Below are 19847 nucleotides of genomic sequence, written 5' to 3' on the forward strand. Positions count from 1 at the left end.
GCATCCCCTCGGCCCGATGCAGCCGACGGATCTCCGCCCAATCCTCCAGTGCGATCACCCCTCCAGAGTCCCGGAGGGGTCAGCCCCAATCCGTCGTCAGAGGGTCAGTCTCAACGCGTCGTCGACACCGATCGCAGCGACCCGGAGGCCGCCTACGCGTCCGACGCGACGAGCCACTCCGCTCGAGCGAGCAGTTCGTCGAACGTAACGACTTCCGGTTCCTGCATGTGGCGGCGAAAGAGCTCGAAGGACGTGAACTTGCCACGGTCCTGCCCGCCAGCGGTCCCGAGGAACTGACCGAGGTGACCCACGATCAGATAGCTCCGCGGCCTGAGCAGGTAGCTGTAGGAGCCCGGGATCTCACTGCCGTCGTTGGCGAGCTGAGGCAGCCGTTCGCCGATCGCCGACGCAGCCCGCTGAACAGTGCCCTGGACCTGGCTCACCGCCCCTGCAACCGCTGCGGAGACACCCCAACACCCGGGCCGGTACGGCTGGGCCGCCAGCAACTGCGTCCGGTGGGTCTTGATCTCGGCAAAGACCATCGACCGGATCGTCCCCGCCGTGCTCAGCAGCGCATCCACCCTCTTGCCCGGACCAGCGACCGTTGCCCCGACAACGACTTGCTCGAGTCGTTCCGGGTTGTTGCCCAGCAGGAGCTGCGCCCCGACGGACAGGCCGAGAATCCACGGATTCTCCTCGAAGAGCGCCTGCCACACCGACTCTGGTCCGTTGAGTTGCGCTGCCTCGGAATCGAAGTACGCGTCGTCTTCAAGCAGACGACGAAATCTGGCGACCTGCGCACGACGATGCGCCACAGCGATGACGTCGCGTGCTGTGGCATCGTCCTCGATGAGCGAACGGAACGCGGCCGGCTTGTGCTGGTACACACGCTGAGCCGCATCCGGGTCGCTGAAGAGTTCCTTGATCACATCATCGTCGACTCTGACGCCCGCAACGCCGGAGTCGACGGGCATCGCGTCGATGGCACGAAAGAACTCGGCTAGGCGCATCGCATCGTCGCGCTTGAGGTTGAGAACCGTACGCGCGCGACCACTAGCGCCCGGGGCAGGAATCTTCTGAATCCAAATGTCCTTAATCTGACCCGCATCGCGGGCGATCAGGAGCTTGAACTGGTAGCGCCCGCCGGGAGCCTCAGCCACGACCCACTCATGGCCATCGAGACTCACCATGCTTTGCTCGTCCACATCGAGGACGCGGTACGCAAACCGGGCCGGCTTGCCGAAGTCACGAGACTCGGGAACGTTGATCGAGAAGCCACGTGAGGCGTACGTCCGTCCTGGGACCCGGCCCTGCGCGTAGTACGTCTCGTCGTCGGCTGGCCCGTCGATCGGCATGGTCATTAGCCCACCACGTGCCCACCTACCTGCGATGTCGGCGCGCCGAGCCGGCCCCTGCACCGACCTCGGCGGCCGCCAACGACGCGTTTCATGCCGTTTGGGCAGCCGCTACACGACGCGAAGGTTCGCCGTACTCCGGGCGCGGTTGATGGCGTCGCCCCCCATGGCAAACGTGACCAGGCCGAGCATGAGATCGCGGATGTCCTGGGCGCGCACGTCGAGCGCTCTGGCGATCTCGACGAAGCCTTGTCCATGTGCGCGCAGGTCAGTCATGACCTGCGTCAGCAGGCTTGAACTCTCGATGAGGAGATCCGAGCCGGGCTCCCCGCGCCGAAATCCCGCCATGGAAAGCTGCTTGGCAAGGGTGCTGTAGGTCCATTCAGAGATGACCCCGAGGCGATGGGCGCGCAGGTTGAGTGCCATGGCGCTGACCCGCCAGCGCCGCTTCAACACCAACACGTCCTCGAGCATGAGGTTTCCGCGTATGGCTCCGAGCACGTCCGCGCGCGGCATCAAGAACGCGCTCGCGAAGTCGTTGGCTGCCTGCTCCTTCTCCTTGCCGGGGGCAACGTGTAGTGACCCTCCATGCATGACCAGGTGACCGAGTTCGTGCGCAAGATCGAACCGGAGTCGCTCGGCGGACTTATGGACATTCAGGAAGATGACTGGCGTCGCGCCGTGGCGGAACGAGAAGGCATCGATCGCCTGAAGAGGTCCACCCGCCGAGAACACCTTCGTACCCTTGGACTCCAGGAGTTGCAGCAGGTTCTTGATCGGAGCGACGCCCAGCCCCCATGCGCCCCGCAGCGCTTCCGCTGCCTGCTCGGGTGGCAGCCAGTCGTCAGAATCGAGCAGATCTTGCAGCTCTGGCACGGCCGGGGCCGGCGCACGGTAGGTCGCCTCGATCCAGTCGGACAGTTCGATGGCGAGTGTCGACAGACTCCGAGCTGTCGCCTCGTCCTTCTTCGCGAGCCGCGACGTCGCTCTGAAGTGGAATGCGTCCGAGGGTGGCAGGCTCATCACGGGTCGGTAGAAGAACTCGACGGGGAAGTGCAGCACCCTCGCGAACTCGCGAATCAGTTCCGGACTGGGAGTCTTCTTCGTATTCTCCGCTTGGGATACCCAGGGCGCGGTCGTTCCTGATGCGGCAGCCAGGTCGGTCGCAGTCATCTGCCGAATGGAGCGCGCCATTTCCAGGCGCGCAGGAATGAAAGTGGTGCTCATTGCGGTGTCCCTCAGCGCCGTGCGACGGTGAACCCGAAGCCCTCGTCCTCTGCGCCACCCTCGTCGAACGTGAAGCCACCGAGCGCGAGATCGAACGGCGGGAAGATGATCCGCTCCGACCAGCTGTCGATGCGCTTGTGCGCCATCGTGCTCGGTCGCGACAGCTCCAGATGCACCATGCCGTCACGCTCGTTGTAGAGCAGGATCCACAGGAACTTGACGTCGATCTCGCCGTCATCGGTCGGCTGGCCGAATAACGTCCCTTGGCCGTTCTCCTCAACGCGGCGGGCGAACGCGGAACCCTTCGGGTTCTTCGTGCTGGGGGTACCCCAAGCCACTCCGGTGAACTCGTCGCCGCTACTCGTGATGAGTCCAAGCTTCAGGTCGGCTTGCGAGAAGTAGGGCAGGTTCTGCGGGTCCGATCGCTTCCAGTCCAGCTGGAGCGACATGAGTTGCTCGTGCATGACCTCGACGGTGCGGAACCAGCGCGTCATGTTTGGAGCAGACCTTGGGGCGCCCATCGAGAAGGTGCGACTCTCTGCCGCTCCGACTGAGACCGCACGCTCGAAGGCGGTCGCATGCAGACGCATCGGAGCCAGGAGTTGCGCGAGGTCCTCGCGGGTCTTCGGGGTGTGGATCGTCATGCGCGGTTTCCTCCCAGGGCTGGCCGACGGGAGACAGGCTACCAGCACCCAGTGAAAGAACGGGTACATCGAGTTAGGCGGCGCGTCGTGGCGAGCGGAGTGTCCTAGCGGCGACGATGGGGTCATCTCGCGGCTCGCGACGCCGACCGCCGCACCAGCTCCTTCTGAAGGGCCAGGTCCGCGGCGGTCGGATGCCTCTCGGAGGTAGCGGTGGTGCCACCAGCCCCCGGTGATCCGCGCTTCCAACTCGTCGCTGGAGGTGATCTACACCTAGTTCAGCACCGCGCCATCACACCGTTCGGTTCCAGTTCGGTTCCACCTGGCTATCAAATGAGGGTACCCGCGCAGGTCAGGGTGCTATGGGCGTGAGTCTTCCAAACTGGCTACGCGGGTTCGATTCCCGTCGTCCGCTCCAGGGGTGGTTTCGGTTTGTCGGCTCGAACAGTTTCGGAAAGTCGTCCGGGACCTCGGGCGAAATCGGAGCGGCCCGTCTACCTGCGCCATCAGTAGCTCCCGGGCCCTGCGCAGCGCCGCGAAGCCGACCAGGCCGTGACGGGCGGGGGGATGCGGCCGTAAGCCGAATGGCCCCGTCACCGAGTTCGGTGCGGGGCTGAGGAGCCGGTTTTAGTCTCTTTAGCCTTCGGGGCCGTGCTGGCTGTCGGCTACTGCCGGGAGGCGGCCAGTCGAGGTGCCGTTCGGGTACGGCCGCGTGACGCTGGCGAGGTTGCGTCCGCCTTCGCGCGGCGTGCGGCGCGTGACCGGCGCTGACGAAGCGCCGCGGCTGATGGTGCAGCCGGGGACGGCTCGCCGCGCAGCTGTGCCTGGTACGCCGCGACGCGGTTCTCGTGCCCTCCCCGGGCAGCTTCCCTGGCCTCCCAGGACTCGGCGATCTTGCGGTTCACGCCGGCGAGCAGGAAGGCCAGCACGAACTTGCGCTTCGCGAGGCCCATCAGCTTGGTGTAGCCGCGGTCGAGGTGGACGTACTTGTCGTGCACCAGGTTGTTCGCGTTCTCCACGAGGGAGCGCTGGCCGTACACGGCGGTGTGGGCACTGGTGCCCCACAGCAGCCCGGATGCCTGTTCCAGGTGCACCGCATCGTCCGGCAGGGTCACGGTGCCCGCGCAGCACGCGACGCCGTCGGGCAGCTCGACCACGGGCGCGCTGACGTTGGCCCTACGGGTCGGGCGGTCGGCGATGCGCAACCGTCCCGCACAGAAGGGGCACTGCCATCGTCGCCGGAGGCCGTCGCTGGTTGACCCGAACGGGGTCCAGCGCCAGATCGCGCGACGATCGAACGCTGCGATCTTCGCCTCCCGCTCCTGGGGTGTGTCGTGGCTCTCCAAGCGCGGAAGCGAACGCAATTCGGGAGGCATGTGCTTGGAGAAGGGCGTGCCGTCGATGAAGTCGATGTCGCGGTAGATCGCCTTCAGCGTGCGCTGGCGGGTGCTGAGGTCGAACACCGCGGTGATGCCAGCCGCGCGCAGCGCACCTGCACCTCGCGAGTAGTCCAGGATCGAGTAGCCGCGGTCCCAGATGACAGAGGCCAACGCGTCCCCTTGGCCATCTGGAGCCCACCGCCCGCCAGCCGCCGGGACGACCTCCTTGGCCAGGGCCGGGACGACCGCGTCCACGCGGTCGGCCCCCGCGGGAGTCAGGCGCGCCATCGTGATGAAGTTCGGTACGTCCGTGCCGAGCACCACCTCGTTGGGCTTGCCCTGGTACCCGAAGTCTCTGACCTGGACGCCCAGGTGTAGCTCGTACCCGATGTAGAGGCTCGCGCTGTGCCGGTTGTTCGCGCTGCGGTGCCCCGCACGGGCGTCGCAGTCCTTGGTGTAGATGGGCCGCCCGTCGAGCCCGAGCGGGACGCGGTCCTTGAGCGAGCGACGCAGCGCGACAACCTTCTTGTGGTGCTCCTCCACATCACCGTCGGTGTCCGCTGGGGTCTCACCGTCGTACTCGCGGGTCGCCGCCACGAACTGACCGCACGTCTCCCAGTCGGTTCCATCGACGGCGCGAGTCCGACTCGTCGGCAGGTGCTCGGGGATCGCGCTGGTCATCAACGCATCGACGAACCAGTCCAGGTCGACCCTGACCACTCCGGAGCCGACAGGTATCTCGAAGCCCGCGTCGAGCGCCTTGATGACCGCGTCTGTCTTGTCCCAGACACGCGCGTAGGCCCGGTTGGCCGGGAGCTCAGGCAGCCTGATCTGCTCTCGCTGGGCCGGTGTCAGGGACAACAGGTTCTGAACCACCCGCACATGCGCGGCGGTCGCGGTCGGCTCATAGGCGGTCAACAACCAGGCGATCAGGACGTGCCGCGCGAGAACCGAGCCCGGGCGCCCGAGGTTCTCGCCCACCGCATCGGTGAGGCCGTTGAGGAAGCCGCTGCCCAGGTTGTCGACGATCTGGATGGCCCACTCCAGCTCCGAGGTCGTCGGCGGGCGTCCGCCCGTCAGATCGCGAGCCCCCCGCAGGCGCGGCGGGTGCATGAGCCGCTTGGCGTTCACCGGCGCTGACCGGACTGGCGCAGCATCGCTGTCGCACGATCGTCGTCCAGTGCCGGCACGAAGCGCGCCAGGTCGCTGATCGACGTCATGGAGACCAGGCCGGCCGCCCGCATGAGCTCCGGCACCCGCACCCCGGACGCCAGGTGGCTCACGATCCAGGTGGCGCGCAGGCGACCGGGCTCAAGTGCGGGAGCACCCTGCGGAATCTGGACCCGGGCCACGGCCTCGTTGACGGCGTTCTTGTGCGTGGCCTCCGAACCGATCAGGAGGTTCCCGGGAGCGGTCGAGGCCAGCAGGGCACGCAACCGGGACTCGTACCGTTCGAGGACTGGCACCCGCCGGCCCGCGACCTCGATCACGATGCCCTTGTCGCCGAGGTCTTCGCACTGTGTGGTGCGCACCAGAAGATCCGTCCCCGAGAGGCCGGCGCCGAGCCCGAGCACGAGGACGGCCTCGCCGTTGACGGCCGGCAGCCCGGAGTTGCGGGCGACGGCCTCTTCCAGTCGGCGCAGCTCATCCGGGGAGTAGGGCGGAGTCACCCGACGTGGGCGCGACGGCGGCTTCGGGTCCCATCCACCCGCCGGGTTCAGCGCGCGCCCGATGCGCACGATTCGACTCAGCTGGCTCGCGAGGGTCACCTCACCGTCGCTGACGATGCTGTCCCGCGCGGCCTTCGCCGCCCCATTCGCACTCGCTCGCAAGGCACCAGCGCGGCTCGCGTCCAGTTGCGCCACGGTGACGCGCGTGAACACCGTCTTCGTCGAGACCCGTCCGGTCCGGGCAAACTGGAAGTCGGCCAAGCGGGCGATCTCCCGCATCGCTGCCTGAGCCTCACCCCGGGTCGAAGGTGGAGTGATCTGGAAGAACTCCGAAGCGGCGCTGCGCACGAACTCCGTGACGTCGGGCCAATGCGCAATGCCTATCGGCACGTAGGACCCCACGTACGCGTCCACGTCGAGCGCCACCGGCGCGTGGCCGGTCACCGGCGTTCGCCCCGGGAGTTGAGTGCTGATGAGTCGGGCGGCGGTGCGACGGCGAGGCTTGTGATCAGGCTGGTTGACGGGCATGTGGGCGCACCGTCAGGCGCGGATCGGTGCACGCACTCTCGGCACGGACGCACTTCGGTCCGACGCAAGAACCACGCTGGCACGCGGATGGCGAGTCACCTCCGGCGCCGGGAGCACACCTCCCGGGCGCCAGCACCGTGCCGGTGCTGCCGTAGGTGGCAGTGCGACAGCGAGGGGGCGGGGTCCGTAGACCCCACCCCCTCTTTCCACCGTCAGGCGGCCATCGGCCGCTCATCCAGAGCCTTGCAGACGCTGCAGTCGTCGCGCGGCTGTGCCGGGTCGTGCAGCTTCACCGCGTCGGCCACGACCCATTCGGGGAGCCACAGCTCCACCGCCTGGGGCCACTGCTCGGTGATGGCGAGCTCGACCAGGAGAAGGTCCGCGGTCAGGTTCCCTACTCCGGGAAGACCGTGTGAGATCCGTTCGGCCCACGTCGAGCCGATCGCGCGGCGCCGTTCGAGGAGCTGCTGCAGCCGGAGCTGCTTGCCCGCACTCGTGCTGATTACCCCATTGGTTGTGGACATGCGCCCTCCCAGGCGCTGGGCACCCCGGCGGCGTTCGTGCCGCCGGTGGTGCGAAGCGCGTGACCGCGCTCACCCGGACCCCTTGTGGCAGGACACCGAGACGCAAGGGGACACCGGCCTCAGGCCAATGCCACACGGCGGCGCGCCGTCACGGTCGCCGCATGGACAACGACAGACGCCATCAACCACCCCTGCCCGGCTGGGTCTCCCACGTTCAGCCCGGTTGCTTCGACATGCGCGTCCTGCATCACGAGTTCTGGATCGATGCACAAGCGAACGTGCGCTTCCCCGACGAGCTGAGCACCCCGCATCTGCAGGCCATCCTCGGCATGCTCAGCGCCCGCAGCACCGAGCTGTACCGGGCCGAACTGCTCGACACGTTCATCCGAACGATCACAGCCTGGGAGGAAGGCTCCGTCGACGGCGAAGAACTGGCGCACGAACTGGGCATGACAACGATCGTCGACGTGACCCCAGCGGAGTGGCTGGAGACGACGGCCCTTGTGCGTGCGATCCGCCGCACGCTGCGAGTCAGGGCTGAGGCATGACCGAGGCCACGACGAAGCTTGAGCTGAACGTCAGTGACGGCGGCAGGTGGCAGGTCCGCAGTGAGAGCGCGACCGTCTGCCACCTCGACCTCGACAGGATGCTGCTCAAGCGAGCGCGCGGCGCCGGTAGTCCCGTCCTGCCTCATGACGGCGAATGGGTGCAGCTGGTTCGCATCACGTCGATCAGCCACGGCGACGCGGGCATCGTCCGTGTCGGCGATCGGCACGAATTCCTCACCGACCCGGACCCGGACTCAAACGATCACCGTTGGTGGATCCCACGCACCTGCACGGCGATCGAGCCCGAGCTCACGGATGACCGGGTGGGCTAAGGAAGATCGGCGCCAAGGACGAACAGTGGCTCGACACGCCCCTGCCCGCGCTCATCGCCAGCGAGGAATCCAGCGCCGCAGGCGAGCAACTCGCGCATGAGCTTGGCCAACCGCGCGCTCACCGGCCTCAAGCCGTTCGAGGGACTGGAACCGACGGCCCTCCTGACCATGTTCCGCCGTGCAGCGCGTCCACGGCGGAGCCACTCGCGATCCTGCCGCTTCGGTCGCCGTGGTCGTCGGCGTGTCCCGCTCGCGCCACGGCTCATCGAACACAGACTTGTGGCGGCGCGTGGAGCGGGCTGCCAACTGAGTCGACGTTGCCGGCTCGCCCGCTTGTAACCGCCGTTCTGCCATCCCCTCGGGCCGCCCAACCCACTTGGCTCATTGCTGCGTGAGGGTGCCGTCCAGGGTCGTCCCCCGGACGGATGAAGAAGCCCGATTCGCATCCGGCGCTGGCTCCGCTCTGATTCAGTGCAAGGGCGAGTTCCTGGCCGAGTGAGTGCACGGCCACGCCGCGGCCACATGAGTCGGATGCGGGATGGGCTGAGATGACGATCGAGAACGACATCCGCAACTGGGCGCTGCTGCGGCCGGCCTGGCAGCAGGATGTGCTGGTTGCCCTGTCCCGCGGCGAGACCTACGACGATGCTGGGCGGATCGCGGCACTGGCCGATCGCCTCCTGACGCCGGGGAGCGACACGCAGAGTGCGTCCGCGACCGGTATATCCCTCGGCACCGCCGAGCACGAGCAGGTCCGACTCAAGGGGATCTGCAATGTCACCGGCGTCAACGCTCTCGCCTGTGATCAGACTCTGACGTTCGCGTCCCACGGGCTCACCGTGGTCTACGGCAACAACGGCAGCGGGAAGTCGGGCTACGCCCGGATCATCAAGGCGATGGTCAGCGCGCGCCACTCCTCGCCTGTCCTCCCGGACGTCTACGCGGACAGGGCACCCGACCCAAGCGCCGAACTTGAATACAAGGTAGGTGACGAGGACCGTTCGGAGAAGTACCCCGTCGACCCACCCGTTCCGGACCTTCAGAAGGTGCGCTTCTACGACGAACACTGCGGCGACGAGTACCTCACCAGGGAGTCGAGCGTTACCTACCGACCGTCCGCGCTTGTACTCCTCGATGGTCTCGTCGCGGTGTGCGACAAGGTCCGCAACGAGTTGCAGCGTCGTGTCAGCGAGAGCGATCAGGGCCGGCTGACCGTGACACTCCCGGAGGGGACGCCTGCGAGCACCTTCTTCGCGGCGCTCTCAGCGCAGACGACGAGTGATGAGATCGACGAGGCGAGCAAGTTCAGCGCCGAGGACAGAAAGAGCCTCGGGGCGGCAACTCTGGAGGTCGCACGCCTCGAAACAAGCGATGCCACCAAGGAGAAGGCGCGCCTCAACGCTGACGCCAGTCAGTTGAGACAACTCGTAGCGACCCTGGCGCAGTTGGAGGTCGCCGTAGACGACGACCGCTTCCGCGCCACCGAGCAGATCCGGGACGAAGCCGCTACGAAGCGCGGCGCGGCCACGCTCGCAGCGTCGGCCGCGTTCGACGACGCGCCGCTGCCGGGCGTTGGATCCGAGACTTGGCGAACGCTGTGGGTCGCCGCCCGCGCCTATGCGGCCACCATCCCGACTCACGAACACGAGCTGCCGTTGGGTGGCGATGGCGTCGTATGCGTCCTCTGCCAGCAACCGCTTGATCAACGTGCCAGAGACCGGTTCGAGCAGTTCGCCGCGTACATGAAGGACACCACCGAGCACGACGCTCAGACGGCCGAGCGGGCGTATGCCGACGCCCTGGCCGCTCTCCGGGAACTCGAGTTCACGACCCCGGGAACGTCTGCCGCACTCGCGACGTTGCGGAACTACGACGAAGGGACGGCCGACGCTGTCCTGGCTCGACTTGGAACCCTCGAGGGCCGCCGCGATCGCGCCCTCGCCGCGTTCACCACGTACGACGGAACCTACGTCGGGCCTCTCGCGCCCAGCACACTGGGCACAACCCTTGCCGCGCTCGCAACGTCCGTTGCGACTCAGGCCGCCGAGACCGACGTCGATGGCTTCCGAAGCGCCCTACTCGCGGCACGAAAGACACGTGACCAGCTCGACGGGGCGCAACGCCTCAACGCGGCGGCCGAGGAGCTCAGGCGGGAGGTCTCGCGTCGCCAACACATCGACGAGCTGAACGCTGCACGTCAGCGCACCGACACGGCGACCATCACGCGCAAGTCAAGCGAACTCACGAGTAGGTACGCCACCGATCAGATTCGTGACAATTTCACGCGCGAGACCGAGCGGATGAGGCTCCAGCGCGTCACCCTGCGGAGCCTTGGCGGCCAGAAGGGGCAGGTGCGGCAAATCCCCGCTCTCCTGGGAGCGCGCACAAGCGCCAAAGCGCGCGATGTGCTGAGCGAGGGCGAACAGACCGCGCTCGGACTCGCCGGATTCTTCACCGAAGCCGAGTTCGACCAGTCCAGGTCGGCAATTGTGTTCGACGACCCGGTCACTTCGCTGGACCACGTCCGGCGTGACCAAGTAGCGCTCCGCCTGGCTCAGCTCGCGAAAGCACGCCAGGTGATTGTATTCACTCACGACATCGCGTTCGTGTCCGGTCTCTTCGTTGCGGCAAGTCGGGTCGACGTGACCCTTTCCGCACGGACGATCCACCACCGTGGCGAGACGCCCGGCTACTGCGATGATGGCTTCCCGTGGAAAGCGCAGGACACCCCGACGCGACTCGACACCATCGAGATGGCAATCCAGAATCTCAAGACGGACCGGACAACCCTCGACGACGACCAGTACGAGGCCCGTGTCAGCGACATCGGAGGGAAGCTCTCCGAGACCTGGGAGCGCGCAGTCACATCCGAAATCGTGAACCGCGTATACGATCGAGGCACTAACCAAGTCCGCCCGCAGATGGTTCGGATGCTTGCCAAAATCACACCGGAAGACAACAAGGAATACCAGAATGGCTACGGCCGCACCTCGAAGTGGGCACTCCGGCACGATAAGTCCGAGGAAGTAAACTACGTCGCGCCTGAGCCGGATGAGCTTCAAGCGGAGTGCGCGCTACTCAAGGCTTGGTACAAGCGGATCAAGAGCTACCAGCAGTAGGCGGCTGCCTCGACGGCCACGATGGCAATGCATGCGAGGCGGCAAAGCACGTGCATCGCGTCCACGACTTCGCCGTCGCGACCCCAGTCCGTTCCACGGCGGCGACCACGATCACGCGAGCGTGGGCGTTCACCGGTGCGTTCAACCACCTTGGAGGCTCTTGGCCGCACCGCTACGCTGCTCAGGTTGGTGTTGCGGAGTACAGGTTGTCCCTTGGCGCGGCGTGGGCCCAGGCGGTCCAGCTCCCCGAGCGCGATGCACGGGCGTTCCAGGTGCGTACCCAGGGCTTCGTCGCACGGACCGAGAGACGCGGCGTGCCGCCCGGGTGACTGGGCGGAGTTCCCGGTAGCGCCGGGTTGGAGCGTCGGCCCTCCCGCTTGAGGCCCGCACGGGTCTGCGGGAGGGCCACACCGCTTCTACCCTTCCGGAGCTGGTTCGCGCCGCACACTCGCGTTGACACGGAGGCCAGAGGCCCGCAGTTCAGTCACGAACAGCCGCAACCGTAGCCGCGTCTCGCGGGGGCGGCCCTCGTCGACCTGGAAGGTGTGGCGTCTTCCACGCGCGGACTCCAGGCGCAGCGTGGTTTCGCTGTTGGTCTTCACGCGCCACCCCTGGTCGCGTGCGTTGCCTGCCACGACGTCGAGCTCACGACGCAGAATGTGCCTTTCCACGGCGTGCCCGTTGCTGCCAGGCCCTTGCGTCTGCGGCCGGATCTTCAGCTCGAGCGTCCGGGCTTTGACCGCAGCGACCGCAGGCCCGACAGCTGCAGCCAGGTTCGCGTCCCGCACGCGTGCGGTGTACGGCAGGCGCGTGAGTCCAAGGAGGTCAGTCGGGAGCTTCATCTGCGGTTCAGTCGCCAGGAGGTAGACCCGTTCGATGCCGAGCACCCCGGCGAACAGACCGAACTCCAGAACTACGTTGTCGCGCGTCGTGGCCTGCGTCACGCCACGACTCTCGACAACGTCATCTGGCGTGGCGACGAGGACGGCGAAGTCGCTCCTGCGTGCCTGGTCGAGAAGGGCCTGAAGCGTGTAGGACGACGCTCGGAACACGTTCTGGTCCCAGACCGTCGGTTCGCAGCCCGCCTGCGCCAGGCCGGAAGCGATCGCCTGCGCGATGTCCTTGCCTTCGCTGGCCGATCCGATGAACACGCTGGGTGGGATCGCTTGCGGCACGGCCCGACGATACCGGCGACGGCCGAGGCGCTGGCGGCCGTCGCCGGCACGGCACCACTTCGAGACCTACCTCGGCCGCGATGACGGGCGATGGCGAGCCATGACCCTAAACACAGAGAAGGTTGAGCTCCCTGTCACGGCGGGTGGCACTCGGCTGGTTCGCAGCGAGAGCGCGGCCGTTCGCGACCGGGGCCTGGCTACCGCACGAGTTCCCTGACACATCAGCTCGCCCGGGGGGATCTGCGCGCCCTCCCTTTACCGCGTGACTCGGCGCCCCGGGCGACACGCCCGGGTTACGACTCCAAACGAATCTCGCCGTGGCGGTATGCGTCGCGAAATCCGTCGACATCCGGGAACAAGACGCGTCGGCGACGGTTGTAGGTTCCTTTTAGCGGATCGCGGAGCGCTCGCTTGACCCGCGGAGGAATCACGAGCGCGAGGAACGGCAGCACCGGCGGGCGACCCGGTCCCCTGTCAGGGCCTTCCGCCAATCGGCCCAAGGACTCCACGCCAGGCGCCTTGACGTCACCGAAGTCGAGGTCAGGCACCCGCACGATCGCGGGCTGAGGGGCAACCGCACTCCCCACGAAGAACCCTTCCTGCGCCTTCATGCGTTCGTCGGGCAGAGCAGGGAAGAGCCTAAATGGTCGTCGATGTTGAGTCGAATCGGCGAGTAGAGAATCGTACAGGTAGCCGAGCGGGCGCTCGATGCCACCCCATGTGACACCCGCGTCATGCCGGATCGTCTCGGACCACGGCATATCGGTAACGTCGATCGCGAAGAGTACGCCAGGCTTCTCACCGTCACCGCCGGACGGTTCTGTCGCAAACCAAAGCGCTGTCATGGGATTTGACGTGACGTCGATCAGGCGTGTCGGTAAGCCATGATGCTGCAGAGTGGCCAGAAGGTTGGCGTCAGTATTTGACGCTCCCAGCTCCCGACCGAGCCCGTACTTCCGGGCAGCCTTGATCATCTTCGCTTCCGCGACGGCCATTCTCGACTCGTCGACAGGGCCGGTTCTCTCCAGACTCCGGTACAAGGATGAGGAAAGGTTCCATTCGCCGCTGCCTTGGCCGCGCCAGGCATAGATCCGACCAGTTTTGAGGATGGAAATGCGGGAGATCGTTCGGAGCAACTGGTCTCGATTGGCTACTCGATATCCCCAGCCGCTGGACACCCATTCCTTAGCTGGCGTCGGCCCCATGGTGAAACCATACTGGCGGGCACGCCCGTCTCGTGCGACCAACGTCGGTCAAGTGGAGAAGCCGAGGCGAGCCCGTGTGGTGCGCTGTGCCAACCTGTCGCACCTGGTTGGCATCGGGCGACGCCCGACGGGCGCGCCGCTAACGGGCTCGACGGGCCAGTTCGGACCGCAACTCTCGGAGCGTCTTGCCGGAGCGCTGATGCATCCAGTTCGCCCAACCGTCGATCTGCGAACCCACCAGGTGCGACAGCGCAGGCGAAGGCGTCCGGTAGAGAGTGCCGTTTGAGAGGATCCAGCCAGACTCGACAACTGTTGCCTCAAACCGATCGCCCTTGCGGGGTCGCTCGTGAGTGATCACATCCCCCTCGCGGACAAGGCCCGCCTCCAGAAGCGGCAGCAGCTTTCCAGCAGCGACCGGCGTCGGTCGCGGCGCGGGTATCACCGTCCGTCCGCCCAGCAGCAGTCGCCGCAGTACGTCGTTCGGCTGCTCGAAGCCCTTCACGTGCCGTTCGAGCTCCGCGTACACCTCGGCATCAACCTCGATGCGTCGCATTCTGCCACTCGCTCTCTACCCGCTCGACCTCTTGCTGCTCTGTCAGATTTGAGAGTAGAGGGCCCAAGCGCCCCTCGCAAGGGGTCCATGAGCGGACTCCATGCGGCATGGCGGAGCCTCGACGGCTGTCTGCCGAGGATCGACTGCGTGTGCCAGGGACCAACTCCGGCACTGGGCCGGATTCGGGACCGGCCGGCCACTCGCCTCTGCGAGTAGCCGGCACACGTCTCGGTCCACGGTCCTGCCGAGATGGCTCCGATGATCAGGTCACTTCGAGGGGAGAGCGTGGAAGGCGTGACCCCATGGGACGGTCTCGGACTGTCACCGGACCCGCAGGTTCACGGGCTCTTGGGAAGCCACACTCCAGGGCGGAGTGTGGAGGGCGTGACAGGCTGAGCGTGGAGGACCGTGCTTCAAGTCACCGCCATGCCAGGCCACGAGACTTACCGGAACCACCCTCCAGCCCTCCAGCCAGCCGCTCTTCGAGCGCGCAGCGCCAAGGAGTCGCTGCCGGATCGGTAGGCGGCGGGTGCGGCCGACGCGGTCGAGCCGGTCGGTCTCGCACCCGCCGCGCTCGACCTCAGGAGGTGGCGAGTCGCATCACCGCGCCGCTGCCCGGTGCGGGGTTCGCGGAGCCGACCGTCACGTACATCGCACCATCGGGACCCTGGGCGATGCCGCCGGGGAGCGGGAGGGACCCGGTACCGAATCGGGTCTGCTGCGTCGGCTGATCGAACGGGATACGGACCACGTCGCCCGGTGCCCCGGCCGCGTTCGGGGCGAACATCTCTGCTGCCCAGAAGTTGCCCCAGCGGTCGAAGGTGCACGCAGTCACCGTGGTGAGGCCCGAGGCCCACACGGTCGGAGCCGTCGGATAGCTGGAGTCGGGGTCGACCCGCCACACGTGCGAGCGCGCCGGGCCGCCGGGGACGAAGAGGTTGAACACCAGGTCGAGGGTGCCGACGTACAGCATCCCGTCGGGGCCCATCGCCACACAGGTCGGGGTGGCGTCGGCCACCGGGTCGTTGGGGATGTAGGCGATCTGACGGACGGTGCCGTCGCGCCTGACCTCCCCGACCGTGTTCGCGCCGGCGTCGACGACGAAGGTCCGGATCGTGTCGCTGCCGGGCGTGCGGGTGACCAGGACGCCGTAGGGGTTGGAGTCCGGGAAGTCGGCCGGTGCCAGGTCGTGGTGGGCGCTGGTCCAGGCGTACTGCTGGTCGCCGACATCCGCGAGCACGGTGGTGGCGCCGGTCGCGCCGTCGAGCCGGTAGAGACGTCCGGCGGTGCTCATTCCGGGCAGGCCGAGGGCCGCCAGGCCGTCCGTCGACTCGTTGGTGATCGCCTGCACCTGGCAGCCGTTGCGCTGGCCGTTGCTGTTCTTCATGCAGCCGGCCCCCAGCGCGCTGATCCCTCCGACACCCAGCACCTCCGGACCGTGCTCCGCCTGGCTCAGGGTCGCGAAGCCCGTCGTCCAGGCCGTGGTGAACGTCCCGAAGTCGTACTTGGTGACGGCACCCGTGTGAGTGAGCGGGGTGGGCGACCAGGCACCGGCCTGGGCGACGTACAGCGACCCGAGACCGTCGAACGTCAGTCCGCGCGGCGAGGACAGACCGGTGATCACGGGGCTGATGGTGACCGGGTCCGCCGTCGCCGAGGGCGCGGCCAGACCGATCACCGCGAGGACCGCGGCGCCCGCGGCCGTGGCGGACCTGAACAGCAGACGACGCCTCATTGCGCCTCCCAGGGACGGCGGCTCGCCACGCGGGCGAACCGCGGGATGGAGCCGGACACCGGCACCGCGGGAACCCTCGGGTGGCGCGCTGTCGTGAGCCGGTGCCCGGGACCTTAGTCCCACACGTACGGTCCGACAAGGAATCGCATCAAACCGGGACGATGTACGCACTCGGGCGTGCCGTCCGAGTGCGTCAGCAGATCAGACGGCCGCGGCGACGGCCCGTGAGCCGGGCGCCGGTTGCCGGGTGAGCCTGCGGCGCAGCGCGTCCTGGGCGGGCACCGGCAGCAGCCGGGCGATCGCCGCCATCCGCCGCGCGTTCTTGCCGGACAGGTAGGAGGACCGGGGACGGGAGGCGCGCAGCACCCGCTCGACGGTCGTCGCCACGACCTCGGGTGGGCTGCCCTTCTCGTGGAGGTCGGCGAAGAAGTCCACCAGGTGGCCGAACGCGTCGCGGTACAGCGCCCGGCCCTGCACGGTCGCCTCGTCGAGCACCCGCTGGGCGTCGCTCTCGAGCTTGTCCACCGCCTCGCTGCGGATGCTGCCCGGCTCCACCACCGTCACGTGGATGCCCCACGGTGCCAGCTCCTGCCGCAGCGCGGCGCTCATCGTGGCCAGCGCGCTCTTGCTGGCGGCCAGCGGGCCGACGAACGGCGGCGTGAACCGCGCGCCGATCGAGCCGATCATCACGATCCGGCCGCGGGCGCGCCGCAGCAGCGGGAGGGCGGCCTGGGTGATGGCGAGCTGGCCGGTGACGTTGACCTCGAGCTGGCGGCGGAACTGCTCGACCGGGATCAGCTCCAGCGGCCCGAACACCCCGATCCCGGCGTTGTTCACCAGGCCGGCGAGCCCTGCGTCGCCGACGTGGCCGGAGACGAGCTCGACGGCCGACGCGATCTGCTGCGGGTCGGTGACGTCCAGGAGCACCGGAGTCACGTCGCCGCCGGCCGCCTCGGCCAGAGCCGCTCCGTCCGCACGCTTCCTGACGCCGGCGAACACGTGGTAGCCGGTCTTTGCCAGGCGCAGCGCCGTGGCGCGCCCGATGCCGGACGAGGCTCCGGTGACCAGCACGTGGGAGTGCGCACAGGTGGTCATGTCTCCCCCTTCAGGAGATGCGGGTGCCGGTGAGGTAGGACTGGACGACCGGGGCGACCCACGGGATCAGGTCCTCGGTGCCCGCTGCCGTCAGTGCGTCGAGGCGGACCGCGTAGCGGGCCACGGCCAGGCCGACGAGCTGGCTGGCGGCGAGCGCCGCACCGAGCTCGGCGTTCTCGGAGCGGAACGACGTCGCGAGCTCGCCGAGCACGCGGTCGGCCAGCAGTCGGCGCAGCAGCGCCGCGGCGTGCTCGCTGTCGACGGCGGACCGGATGAGCCCGAAGAAGGGCCCCGGCTGCGACACGTCCCCCAACAAGGACAGGAAGTACCTGACCAGCCGCGCCCCGGCGGCATCCGGTGCGCCGGCCGCGACCGCCGCGAGGGCCCGCTCGGGAACGATCAGAGCGGTCGCCACCTCGGTGAACAGCTGCTCCTTGCTGCCGAAGAAGCGGCGGACCAGGGCTGAGTCGACGCCGGCGGCGGCAGCGACGCCTCGCATGCTCGTCGCGTCGAACCCCTGGGCCGCGAAGCACTCGGCCGCCGCGGCGACGATCGACTCCCGCGTGCTCGTCGGTCCGGGACGCCTACCGGTCCGTGCCATCGACCTCTCCTAAGTCCTCGTGTGGAGACTTGTTAAGTCTGCACCCGGGGACTTGCTGACGGCAAGCACCTGGAGCGGTCTCGTCCGGTCGACGACTCGGTGGCCGGCGGGCACCGCCGGATGCACCATGAGCGGGGTGCTGTCGGGCGCGGAGGTGCGAGATGGCGGCGGTGGACGAGGTGCTGGTCGCCCTGAAGGACCAGCTCGGCGGCCTGCGGGAGCTGTACCGCGACCTGCACCGGCATCCCGAGCTGAGCATGCGTGAGCACCGCACGGCCGAGCTGCTCGAGCAGCGGCTGAGCGGCCTCGGCTACGCGGTGCAGCGGATCGGCGGGACGGGAGTGGTCGGGGTGCTGGCCAACGGGCCGGGACCCGTGGTGCTGGCCCGGGCGGACATCGACGCGTTGCCCGTGCGCGAGGCCACGGGGCTGGACTACGCGTCGACCGAGACGGTCCAGGACGAGTCGGGACCCGTGCCGGTGATGCACGCCTGCGGGCACGACATGCACGCCGCGGCGCTGCTAGGGGCCGCCACGCTCATGGCCGGTCGACGCGCGGCGTGGTCAGGGACGTACGTGGTGCTGCTCCAGCCCGGTGAGGAGATCGGCGCGGGTGCGCAGGCGATGCTGGACGACGGTCTGACGACGAAGATCCCGCGGCCCGACGTCGCCGTGGGCCAGCACGTGCTGCCGTTCGAGGCCGGCACGATCGGCACCACCCCTGGTCCGGTGCTGTCCGCCGGGGACTCGGTCAAGGTCACCGTCTACGGCAAGGGCGCGCACGGCTCGATGCCGCACAACTCGGTCGACCCGGTGGTTCTCGCGGCCAGCATCGTGCTGCGGCTGCAGACCATCGTCTCCCGCGAGACGCCGCCGGGGGCCTTCGCGGTGGTGACGGTCGGCGCCCTGAACGCCGGCACGAAGTCGAACATCATCCCGGACCGGGCGACGCTGCTGCTGAACCTGCGGACGTACGACGCCGCCCTGCGCGCGCGGGTGGTCGCCTCGATCGAGCGGATGGTCCGCGCGGAGTGCGAGGCGTCCGGCAGTCCCCGCGAGCCGGACATCGAGTACTACGACCAGTTCCCGCTGACGTCCAACGACCCGGACGTGAACGAGCAGGTCACCCGCGCTTTCGTCGCCCACTTCGGCGCCGACCGGGTGCACCACCAGGAGCCCGTCACCGCCTCGGAGGACTTCTCCCGGATCCCCGACGCGTTCGGCGTCCCGTACGCGTACTGGACGGTCGGCGGGCACGACGCAGCCGAGTACCGCGCCGCCGTCGCGGCCGGCCGTGTCGCGCAGGACATCCCGGCCAACCACTCCCCCCTCTTCGCACCCGTCGTCGACCCCACCCTGGCCACCATGGTGCAGACGCAGGTAGTCGCCGCCCTCGCCTACCTCGCGCCGACGTCCTGACGGCACCGGAGCGCGAGGCGGCACGGGCCGGGCGGCCTGATGATGGAGACCGTCTGCCTTCTGCTGCCGTCCGCCCCGTGAAGGAGCCCCGTGACCGCCTCGCCGCGCCCTGTCGTCGACCTCTGGTTCGACCCCGCCTGCCCGTGGGCCTGGATGACCTCCCGGTGGGTGACCGAGGTGAGCCGGCACCGCGACATCGACCTGCGCTGGCACGTGATGAGCCTGTCGGTGCTGAACGAGGGCCGGGACCTGCCGGAGGACTACCGGCGGCTGATGGACGACTCGTGGGCGGCCGTGCGCGTGGCGATCGCCGCCGCGCGGGACCACGGGGACGAGGTGCTGGCACCGCTGTACACGGCCATGGGCACCCGGCGGCACCCGCAGGGCCGGACCGACACCGACGCGATCATCGCCGAGTCGCTCGCGGAGGTCGGCCTGCCGGCCACGCTCGCGGAGGTCGGCGGCACCACCGAGGTGGACGACCTGCTGCGCGCCTCCCACCAGCGTGCGATCGACCTGGTCGGGGACGACGTCGGCACGCCCGTGATGGCCATCGACCGCGTCGGGTACTTCGGACCGGTGGTGACGCCCGCGCCGACCGGGCAGGCGGCGCTCGACCTGTTCGACGGCCTGGTGCTGATGACCCGCGTCCCGGGCTTCTACGAGCTCAAGCGGACGCGGACGGCCGGGCCCCAGTTCTGAGACACGGCGCGGCCGGTCGTCGTGCCCGTCCCGCGCGGGG

At 68.3% G+C, this 19847-nt stretch carries 17 protein-coding genes; 5 read left to right on the forward strand and 12 right to left on the reverse strand.

Annotation, left to right across the window (positions count from 1 at the left end; translation table 11 throughout):
- Positions 1–152 precede the first annotated feature (152 nt).
- From ACFQTY_RS16025 to ACFQTY_RS16050, 6 genes are all read right to left on the reverse strand, one after another.
- Entirely contained in the window at positions 153–1361 is a 1209-nt protein-coding gene (locus ACFQTY_RS16025) for a Shedu immune nuclease family protein (protein WP_378102455.1), read from the reverse strand.
- Between the two features lie 105 nt (positions 1362–1466).
- Positions 1467–2582: an ImmA/IrrE family metallo-endopeptidase gene (locus ACFQTY_RS16030; RefSeq protein WP_378102459.1), complete on the reverse strand. Its 1116-nt coding sequence runs from the start codon at positions 2580–2582 to the stop codon at positions 1467–1469.
- An 11-nt stretch (positions 2583–2593) separates the two neighbouring features.
- On the reverse strand, positions 2594–3226 hold the full coding sequence (locus ACFQTY_RS16035; RefSeq protein ID WP_378102462.1) for a hypothetical protein: 633 nt from the start codon (positions 3224–3226) through the stop codon (positions 2594–2596).
- Positions 3227–3888: 662 nt separating this feature from the next.
- The gene (locus ACFQTY_RS16040; protein ID WP_378102464.1) at positions 3889–5733 is read right to left on the reverse strand and encodes a hypothetical protein; all 1845 of its coding nucleotides are present in this window, start codon (positions 5731–5733) and stop codon (positions 3889–3891) included.
- Positions 5730–6800 carry a hypothetical protein gene (locus tag ACFQTY_RS16045; RefSeq protein ID WP_378102467.1) on the reverse strand — a complete coding sequence of 357 codons (1071 nt, stop codon included), beginning with the start codon at positions 6798–6800 and terminating at the stop codon, positions 5730–5732. The genes ACFQTY_RS16040 and ACFQTY_RS16045 overlap by 4 nt, the downstream gene beginning before the upstream one ends.
- Before the next feature lie 212 nt (positions 6801–7012).
- Positions 7013–7324 (reverse strand): hypothetical protein, encoded by a 312-nt coding sequence (locus ACFQTY_RS16050; RefSeq protein ID WP_378102469.1) that lies wholly within the window; start codon positions 7322–7324, stop codon positions 7013–7015.
- A gap of 161 nt (positions 7325–7485) precedes the next feature.
- Here ACFQTY_RS16050 and ACFQTY_RS16055 point away from each other — a divergent pair, with 161 nt between their 5' ends.
- The 3 genes from ACFQTY_RS16055 to ACFQTY_RS16065 all read left to right on the forward strand — a co-directional run bounded on the left by ACFQTY_RS16055 (position 7486) and on the right by ACFQTY_RS16065 (position 11323).
- Positions 7486–7872 (forward strand): hypothetical protein, encoded by a 387-nt coding sequence (locus ACFQTY_RS16055; protein WP_378102471.1) that lies wholly within the window; start codon positions 7486–7488, stop codon positions 7870–7872.
- On the forward strand, positions 7869–8204 hold the full coding sequence (locus ACFQTY_RS16060) for a hypothetical protein (protein ID WP_378102474.1): 336 nt from the start codon (positions 7869–7871) through the stop codon (positions 8202–8204). The genes ACFQTY_RS16055 and ACFQTY_RS16060 overlap by 4 nt, the downstream gene beginning before the upstream one ends.
- A gap of 548 nt (positions 8205–8752) precedes the next feature.
- The gene (locus ACFQTY_RS16065; RefSeq protein WP_378102477.1) at positions 8753–11323 is read left to right on the forward strand and encodes a hypothetical protein; all 2571 of its coding nucleotides are present in this window, start codon (positions 8753–8755) and stop codon (positions 11321–11323) included.
- A 416-nt stretch (positions 11324–11739) separates the two neighbouring features.
- Here the strand turns inward: ACFQTY_RS16065 and ACFQTY_RS16070 are convergent, their stop codons facing one another.
- The 6 genes from ACFQTY_RS16070 to ACFQTY_RS16095 form a co-directional block, all read right to left on the reverse strand.
- A complete protein-coding gene (locus tag ACFQTY_RS16070) occupies positions 11740–12498 on the reverse strand; it encodes a nucleotide-binding protein (RefSeq protein ID WP_378102479.1) in 759 nt (252 codons plus the stop codon).
- Positions 12499–12791: 293 nt separating this feature from the next.
- Positions 12792–13703, reverse strand: a complete 912-nt coding sequence (locus ACFQTY_RS16075) for an FRG domain-containing protein (protein ID WP_378102482.1) — start codon at positions 13701–13703, stop codon at positions 12792–12794.
- A 139-nt stretch (positions 13704–13842) separates the two neighbouring features.
- Complete coding sequence (locus tag ACFQTY_RS16080) at positions 13843–14256, reverse strand: hypothetical protein (protein WP_378102485.1); 414 nt, start codon at positions 14254–14256, stop codon at positions 13843–13845.
- 580 nt (positions 14257–14836) lie between these two features.
- On the reverse strand, positions 14837–15991 hold the full coding sequence (locus ACFQTY_RS16085) for a ScyD/ScyE family protein (protein ID WP_378102487.1): 1155 nt from the start codon (positions 15989–15991) through the stop codon (positions 14837–14839).
- Positions 15992–16192: 201 nt separating this feature from the next.
- Positions 16193–17086: an SDR family oxidoreductase gene (locus ACFQTY_RS16090; RefSeq protein ID WP_378102490.1), complete on the reverse strand. Its 894-nt coding sequence runs from the start codon at positions 17084–17086 to the stop codon at positions 16193–16195.
- Between the two features lie 10 nt (positions 17087–17096).
- Positions 17097–17687, reverse strand: coding sequence for a TetR family transcriptional regulator (locus ACFQTY_RS16095; protein WP_378102493.1), 591 nt, complete (start codon positions 17685–17687; stop codon positions 17097–17099).
- A gap of 161 nt (positions 17688–17848) precedes the next feature.
- Here ACFQTY_RS16095 and ACFQTY_RS16100 point away from each other — a divergent pair, with 161 nt between their 5' ends.
- Both ACFQTY_RS16100 and ACFQTY_RS16105 read left to right on the forward strand, forming a co-directional pair.
- Complete coding sequence (locus tag ACFQTY_RS16100) at positions 17849–19105, forward strand: amidohydrolase (protein WP_378102496.1); 1257 nt, start codon at positions 17849–17851, stop codon at positions 19103–19105.
- Between the two features lie 90 nt (positions 19106–19195).
- Positions 19196–19807, forward strand: a complete 612-nt coding sequence (locus tag ACFQTY_RS16105; protein ID WP_378102499.1) for a DsbA family protein — start codon at positions 19196–19198, stop codon at positions 19805–19807.
- Positions 19808–19847 lie beyond the last annotated feature (40 nt).

It is taken from the genome of Cellulomonas sp. T2.31MG-18 (assembly GCF_964266755.1).
Taxonomy (GTDB): domain Bacteria; phylum Actinomycetota; class Actinomycetes; order Actinomycetales; family Cellulomonadaceae; genus Cellulomonas.